7 protein-coding genes, 1 tRNA gene and 2 pseudogenes are annotated in these 6,201 nt (G+C 37.9%); 1 reads left to right on the plus strand and 9 read right to left on the minus strand.

Translation table 11 applies throughout. The features are described from left to right. Nucleotides 1-179: 179 nt before the first annotated feature. The 8 genes from MZO41_RS17030 to MZO41_RS16300 form a co-directional block, all read right to left on the minus strand. Nucleotides 180-1,355 carry a tyrosine-type recombinase/integrase gene (locus MZO41_RS17030; protein ID WP_013355292.1) on the minus strand — a complete coding sequence of 392 codons (1,176 nt, stop codon included), beginning with the start codon at nucleotides 1,353-1,355 and terminating at the stop codon, nucleotides 180-182. Nucleotides 1,356-1,360: 5 nt separating this feature from the next. After that, nucleotides 1,361-1,546 carry a hypothetical protein gene (locus tag MZO41_RS16270; protein ID WP_033098994.1) on the minus strand — a complete coding sequence of 62 codons (186 nt, stop codon included), beginning with the start codon at nucleotides 1,544-1,546 and terminating at the stop codon, nucleotides 1,361-1,363. Between the two features lie 114 nt (nucleotides 1,547-1,660). Beyond that, a complete protein-coding gene (locus MZO41_RS16275; protein WP_252129712.1) occupies nucleotides 1,661-2,461 on the minus strand; it encodes a KilA-N domain-containing protein in 801 nt (266 codons plus the stop codon). A 213-nt stretch (nucleotides 2,462-2,674) separates the two neighbouring features. Next, a tRNA-Gly gene (locus MZO41_RS16280) sits at nucleotides 2,675-2,745 on the minus strand. Between the two features lie 40 nt (nucleotides 2,746-2,785). Then, a complete protein-coding gene (locus tag MZO41_RS16285) occupies nucleotides 2,786-3,715 on the minus strand; it encodes a DUF4428 domain-containing protein (protein WP_049787978.1) in 930 nt (309 codons plus the stop codon). Between the two features lie 36 nt (nucleotides 3,716-3,751). After that, nucleotides 3,752-4,888 carry a DUF4428 domain-containing protein gene (locus tag MZO41_RS16290; RefSeq protein WP_164905393.1) on the minus strand — a complete coding sequence of 379 codons (1,137 nt, stop codon included), beginning with the start codon at nucleotides 4,886-4,888 and terminating at the stop codon, nucleotides 3,752-3,754. A gap of 45 nt (nucleotides 4,889-4,933) precedes the next feature. Then, nucleotides 4,934-5,119, minus strand: a complete 186-nt coding sequence (locus MZO41_RS16295; protein ID WP_013355294.1) for a hypothetical protein — start codon at nucleotides 5,117-5,119, stop codon at nucleotides 4,934-4,936. 217 nt (nucleotides 5,120-5,336) lie between these two features. After that, a complete protein-coding gene (locus tag MZO41_RS16300; protein ID WP_013355295.1) occupies nucleotides 5,337-5,678 on the minus strand; it encodes a helix-turn-helix domain-containing protein in 342 nt (113 codons plus the stop codon). A gap of 140 nt (nucleotides 5,679-5,818) precedes the next feature. Between MZO41_RS16300 and MZO41_RS16920 the strand changes: the two are divergent. Then, a pseudogene (locus MZO41_RS16920) lies at nucleotides 5,819-5,941 on the plus strand (helix-turn-helix domain-containing protein); the annotation flags it as partial. 63 nt (nucleotides 5,942-6,004) lie between these two features. Here MZO41_RS16920 and MZO41_RS16310 read toward each other — a convergent pair. After that, nucleotides 6,005-6,201 (minus strand): annotated as a pseudogene (locus MZO41_RS16310) (transposase); the annotation flags it as partial.

Consider the following 6,201-nt stretch of genomic DNA (forward strand, 5'->3'; position numbering starts at 1 on the left):
TAGGAATGTCCTTTCGAGGATAATTTCGTAGAGTATCGGGTGCGACCGATGCTCTTTTTTTATTTTCTATTATATCAAAAACAGGTCTGGAAAAATCCGAAGATTTTTCCAGACCTGCTTTGTTTCTAGAGACTTATGTCACAGCCTCTTTTATTTTGCACAGCGGGTGGTACAGAATTTCAAATGTCGTTTTTGATCCCGTTAAATACATTCATGGCACCTTCTTTTGAAGCACGGGTGTAGTCGTTAGTTTGCTGGATATTGGCGTGTCCCAACCAGTGCATAACATCTGAGTCGGATAGGCGGTCTGATTTTGCGCGAGTAGCAAAGTAATGACGCAACTGATGGGGATGAACTTTAATCCCACATTTTCCTGATAATCGCTTCATGAGCGTTGAAGGTTGTGCCGGGTGAAATGGATTACCTGTCTGAGGATTCAGCCATAGAAAGTGATCCTGTGGAACTGGTTTTCCTAAGTTCATCAGGATATTATCTGATGCTTTAATAGCAAACCGAATCGTATCGACCATTTCACCGTAGACCCAGATTGTTCGGTATGCGGATGGCGTCTTTAACGGGCCACCATCTTTGGCCTCCGAGGTTCGTCCCATGTCGAACTTAATGGCACAGACCTCACGTTGATTAACCTCATCAAATTCAAATTGAAATGATGAACGGGTTCGCAGACCCATTAACTCCGCGCGACGTTCTCCAAGAGTTAGCATATAGATCATACTATAGTCATAGCGACTCAGATGTTCCTTAGCGTACTTCATGTACGCATCAAAATCATCCTTAGATAGAGACTGGTCACGCGGTGCTTTACCATTGATATTCATATGGCGTAATTTATTTTTATAAATGATGTCGTTAGTTTCGGCATCATTCATGATTAATTGCATCACGCTGTTAATTCGTTCAACCGTGTTTTTGGCAAGATCCTTTTCGGCTAAACTATCAATAAATTCTTGGTAGGCGGAGCGACTGAGCTCATCAAGCTTGACATTCCCAAAGGGCGCTTGAAACCATTCCTTGTAATAATTTTTCATGCTCCTAGAAGTGATGGGCCGCCAGATGTTGAGTTTTACTTTACGGTCATAGATTCGCCAGAAGTAAGCGTCTACTGTGACTTTATGCCCTTCAATTTGGCCAACTTTGTCGGTGGCTAGTTCTAGCTCAAATTTTTTCAAAAGTAAGTCGGCATCGGCTGCACTTAAGAATCCTGACTTACTCCAATAGTCCGACTTGCCAGTACTTGATTTATACTTGCGCCTTGTCCCATAACGTTTACCTTTCTGGGTTGGATACGAGTAAACACCGGGGTAGCGTTTAAGTGGAGTCCATTTACGTGGCACTTAGCTCATTCCTTTCTTGTACGTTCGTAGTCCGTAATAGTTGAGTCCATAAATTTGATGGTGTGGATAAACTGTTGATAACTTTCTTTATCTGTTGGGAAGGGAATATCTGTATTAAGAAAGTTGCAGTTTGTAGATTCCAAATCATCTTTTAGGTGTTCTATGACTTCTATACGATTGCTAAAATCCATGATTATAAGGCCTCCTTTCAATTATTCTTGAATATCAAAATGTACCGTATTTGAACCGTGAGTACTTAGCGAACGTACGTTCTTTTGGCGGCTTAAATAAAAGGGCTAATGCCCTTAATTAAGTTTCTTTGGTGAATTATGTGCTGTTAAGTTTTTAAGCTGTTTCATACTAGTACTATTTTTTAATAATGTTGCCATCTGGTCCTTAGCCATATTATTTAATCGCATAGTCCGTTCGAACTCTGAGACGTTATTTTTAATAAGCTCTGCATTCATACTCTCTAGGTTGGCTAGGACTGTCAATTGCTCTAATGTGGCGCTTTCACGGAGATTGCCTCTTTTTCCACTACTACGCCATTGTTTAGCGGTCATTCCAAAGAGTGCCATGTTTAATCTATCTGCTTCACTTGCGTATTTATAACCAGCTTGTTTCTTTGACACAGTAGAAGGGATGAGCTTCTCTTTAATTGCATCTGTGTGGATCTGATAGTTGATTTTTGAAAGTGTTCGGTTTACGTTCCAGTCTAAATTCAGATGGCTTGATTCACTTTGTTTTAACTGTTGATAGTCCGAAATTAAGTATAATCTAAATTCAGGTGATACCCAGGAAGCAAACTCGAAAGCAATATCAGATTGAGCATAAGTACCACCGTAGCGACCAGATTTTGAAATAATACCAATAGCATTTGTTTCTTTAATCCATTTGGCGGGAGATAGTACAAAAGTATTTGAACCCGATTCATTGAGCAGTTCCTGATAATTATCAGTATTAAAGTTATTATTTTTCATTTGTTCCCAAAGGCCAAGATACTCAATAGTATTTCGCGATCGCATCCAGTTGCGAATTAAATCATTTGGATTATCTTGATTTTTGTATTTTGCAATATCAGTAATACTGATGAAATCTGCATCTATGTCATTATTTCTAAATGCTTCAACTTATGTTCCGTTTGCATTAATTATTTCTCTATCAAGTGCCATTGTATTAACCTCCATTTTTAAACCCGTCGAAATCGACGGGTTTAGAACACGAACATTACTAATCTATTAAAATATATTGTTTACATTTTGTCTTTGAACTGTTTTTATTCCGTATTATCGTCTACGGTGACGTGCATTATGATACAAAGCGAGTGACGGGAATCGGACCCGCGACTACAGCTTGGAAGGCTGTCGTTTTACCACTAAACTACACTCGCGTTATCACTAGCTGATAGAAGCCAGTGGTTGATAATAATATTATAGTCCCAAGATTTGTTTCTTCTTAGCATCGAAGTCTGCTTGTGTTATGACGCCATCATCAACAAGACTCTTAAGTTTTATTAATTCATCAGCATCGATGGTTTGGTTGCTAGTCGGCTTAGTATCAGATGCCGTCATCGATACGTCTGGCTGATCATTGGCATTAGCAGAATCCGTTATGGAAGACATATCTTGTTGATTTGTCGCAATAATGGCTTCTAGGATCGAAATACCAGTGTTATAGTCGTTCATTAAAGACTTGAGCAATAGGCTATCAGATTTATAATCAGCGTTTACATATTTTAAGGTCCTGGTAGTTCCATCTTTAAAACTGACGGTAATGTGAGCATCGTTGATAACGTCGTAATCTTTACCACCCGTCGAAGCAGCAACGACAGCGCCAACAGGTCCAGCAATGAGGCCACCAGCTATACCTCTTGCGCCACGATGATGCTTGCTAACACTATGTCCGCCCGTAGTCGGAGTATAGGAAACAATGTCCTTAAATGGAACCGTTTTTGGGTCAACTAAGAACTCTTTGTCAAATAGAACCTTTTTATCCTTGAAGTCGGCATGCATTTTTCCTGCAACACGCGCACCATGCTCCATAAACAGTTGTTTTTCGCTCTTATAAGCCTGTTTCTTAGCATCTTTTTCTGATTTTTTCTCGTTCCTTTCGTCAATACGTGCTTCTTTTTCTTTAGTTTTTAAATCAGCTAAATATTGTTTGACGTCAATTTTAGTATGTGCGCTTTGATGTTCTTTAACATCTTCAATGGTGAGATAATCAGCGACAGATACAGATTTAAAGTCGATTCCCAACCCAATTTTTTCTGCACAGTCGCCACATATTAATCCATTTTTTGTTTTAAGATTAATGGTTAGTAGACCAATCTTTTTACCACATACGTCGCAATTTTTTGCCATGATAGATTCCTTCGATTCATTAGTAAGTTGATAATATTATAGTCCCAAGATTTGTTTCTTCTTAGCATCGAAATCTGCTTGTGTGATGACGCCATCATCAAGCAGTCCTTTTAAGTCTCTTAATTGATCAGTATCTGTTGAAATAGTAGGCGCTGATGTTGCAGTGTTAGCAGCATTGTTATTTTCAGCAATAATATTATCTAATTCGTGACAGAATCGTAGTAATAGCTGTTTTACGGCATGGTACTCACCACTATCCGTTTTAGTATCGGTATTTAGTAGAACCGCTTCAACACGATGATCTCCGCTAAAGTATAAGACAACTGAGACTTTCGAAACAGCCGCATAAGCTTTGTTACCTGAAAAAGCGCCAAGTGCTGCACCGGTCGGGCCAGCAATTAAACCACCAGCAATCGTACGAGATAGGCCATGTTTCTTTTCAATGGTAGTACCATTTTCAATTGGATCATAGCTTTCTAAATCGCTGTAGTTGTAAAGTGTAGGTGGAGTATCATCTAAGTGTTCGGTAAATGTTTGCTTAATCAAAAACTGTTGTCGTTTGTTATCCATGTACACTTTGCCAACATGACCATTGCCTTCTTTTTTGAAAGTGATGAGCAATTTCTCATATTCAGTTTTGCTATCGAATATAGCTTGCTTGATATTAATCTTTGTGTGAGATGTGTTGTACTTTTCAACGTCTTTAATAGTTAAAGCTTTGGCAACTATATTTGCATCGGCACTATTGTCTAACCCTATTTTTGCTCCACAAGTATCGCAGATTTTACCATCTTGTAGGGATGAACTAGATAACCATCCAACTTTTTTTCCACATATTGCGCAATAATGTTTAGAATCAGAGATTGATTCGGATTTTTCCATATGTAGAACTTGATTTTGAGAGTTAGAGATAATTGAATAGATTGGTTCTTTTAAGCCATTCTTAGTATTTTGCTTATAGGTAGACAATACTTTTTTAGGATCAATTTCAATATTGTTAAGTTGTGCTTGCTTTATGTCATCAATGTCTAATAACTCTGCAACAGCTAAAGACGCCATGCTGGAGTTTAAACCAATTTTTTCTCCGCAAGTATCACAAATATTACCGTTCTTCACTTTAACTCCCGATACAAAGCTAATCTTTTTACCGCATACGTCGCAATTTTTTGCCATGGTAGATTCCTTCATTCCAATTTATTAGAGAAAATACTAAATTAATTAGCGAACATGCTTGTAATGTAGTCCGTAACTTTGTCCAACTTCATGTAAGTAATCAACTTGAATTCCCAAATCATCGGCTAACTCATAATCATTTTCAGCATAACACTTTCTTAGTTTATCTAACTGTGAGCGTGTCATTTGTTGTTTAAACCCCCAAGTGCGTGCTTCATGTTCCTGTTTCATATTGGAAAGGGAGTCATAGTCACTGATATCACCGACTGATGTTTTAACGTGGCCTATTTCTTCCAATAACCATTGAAACTGTTCAGTTTTACTTTTTTAGAATTAATTGTGACTTGATTTTCGATGGCTATTCCGCCGAGCTTGATAGGCATTGGTTCAAAATAGAAATTAATATCCGGATACTTTGCCATCAATTGTTCGATTTTGTCCAAAAGCCTCAGTCCTTATTCTCATTCTCTTTGCGTTTTTTGAATTGCGCTTTTTTGAACTCGATGTAGTCATTTATTTCTTGACGTTCCTCATCGGATAAATCTTCAAAGTCGCCATCTATATGTGCAGCAACAGGCACATTACCCAAATCAACCTTTCTCCCTAGTATATAATCTGTGGTAACACCAAAGTGGTCTGCTAATTTGGATAAATCTTCGTCTTTTATTGCACGTTGGTCGGTTTCCCACATTCCAATAGTACTTGGACTAACGTGAAGAACCTTAGAAAGTACATTTTGACTTTCATCTTTACGTTTACGCATTTCAGCTATGCGTTGTCCTTTAGTCATCTTTTTCACTCCTTGTATTTATTTATAGCATACTATCACTTATAGTGAAATAAAAGAGTGGAATAAGTATTTTTACTAAAAGTGTTGACTAACACTCCTAGTGATGGAGGTGCTTATTTAAGAATACTTTACGAAAGGCTAGACAAGAACTAAAACAAACTCAAGTGGAAACAGCTGAAGGCATAGGGATTAGTTATTCCATGTATACTAAGATGGAATCTGGCAATAAGAAACCGTCTATCGATACAATGCGGAAAACGGCCTCTTATTTTGGAAAAATGGGTCTCTGTCAACCGGTATTGATGAAGTTATATTTAGAATCCAATTCATTTACGAATTGGGTTCTTTTTTTCGATTTTGATTTTGAATTCGATAAATAAAGTTTTGCCAGTTCTTGTAACCATATGCGGTTCTTTTGATTTGCTTGATTTTACGGTTCACACCTTCGACGGGACCATTTGATAATCGGCCGGTAGTCATATTTTTGATGAGTTGCCGGTTCTTGATAAAGCTTTTAATATTG

It is taken from the genome of Lactiplantibacillus sp. C232 (assembly GCF_023806725.1).
In the GTDB taxonomy this organism is placed as follows: Bacteria; Bacillota; Bacilli; order Lactobacillales; family Lactobacillaceae; genus Lactiplantibacillus; species Lactiplantibacillus plantarum.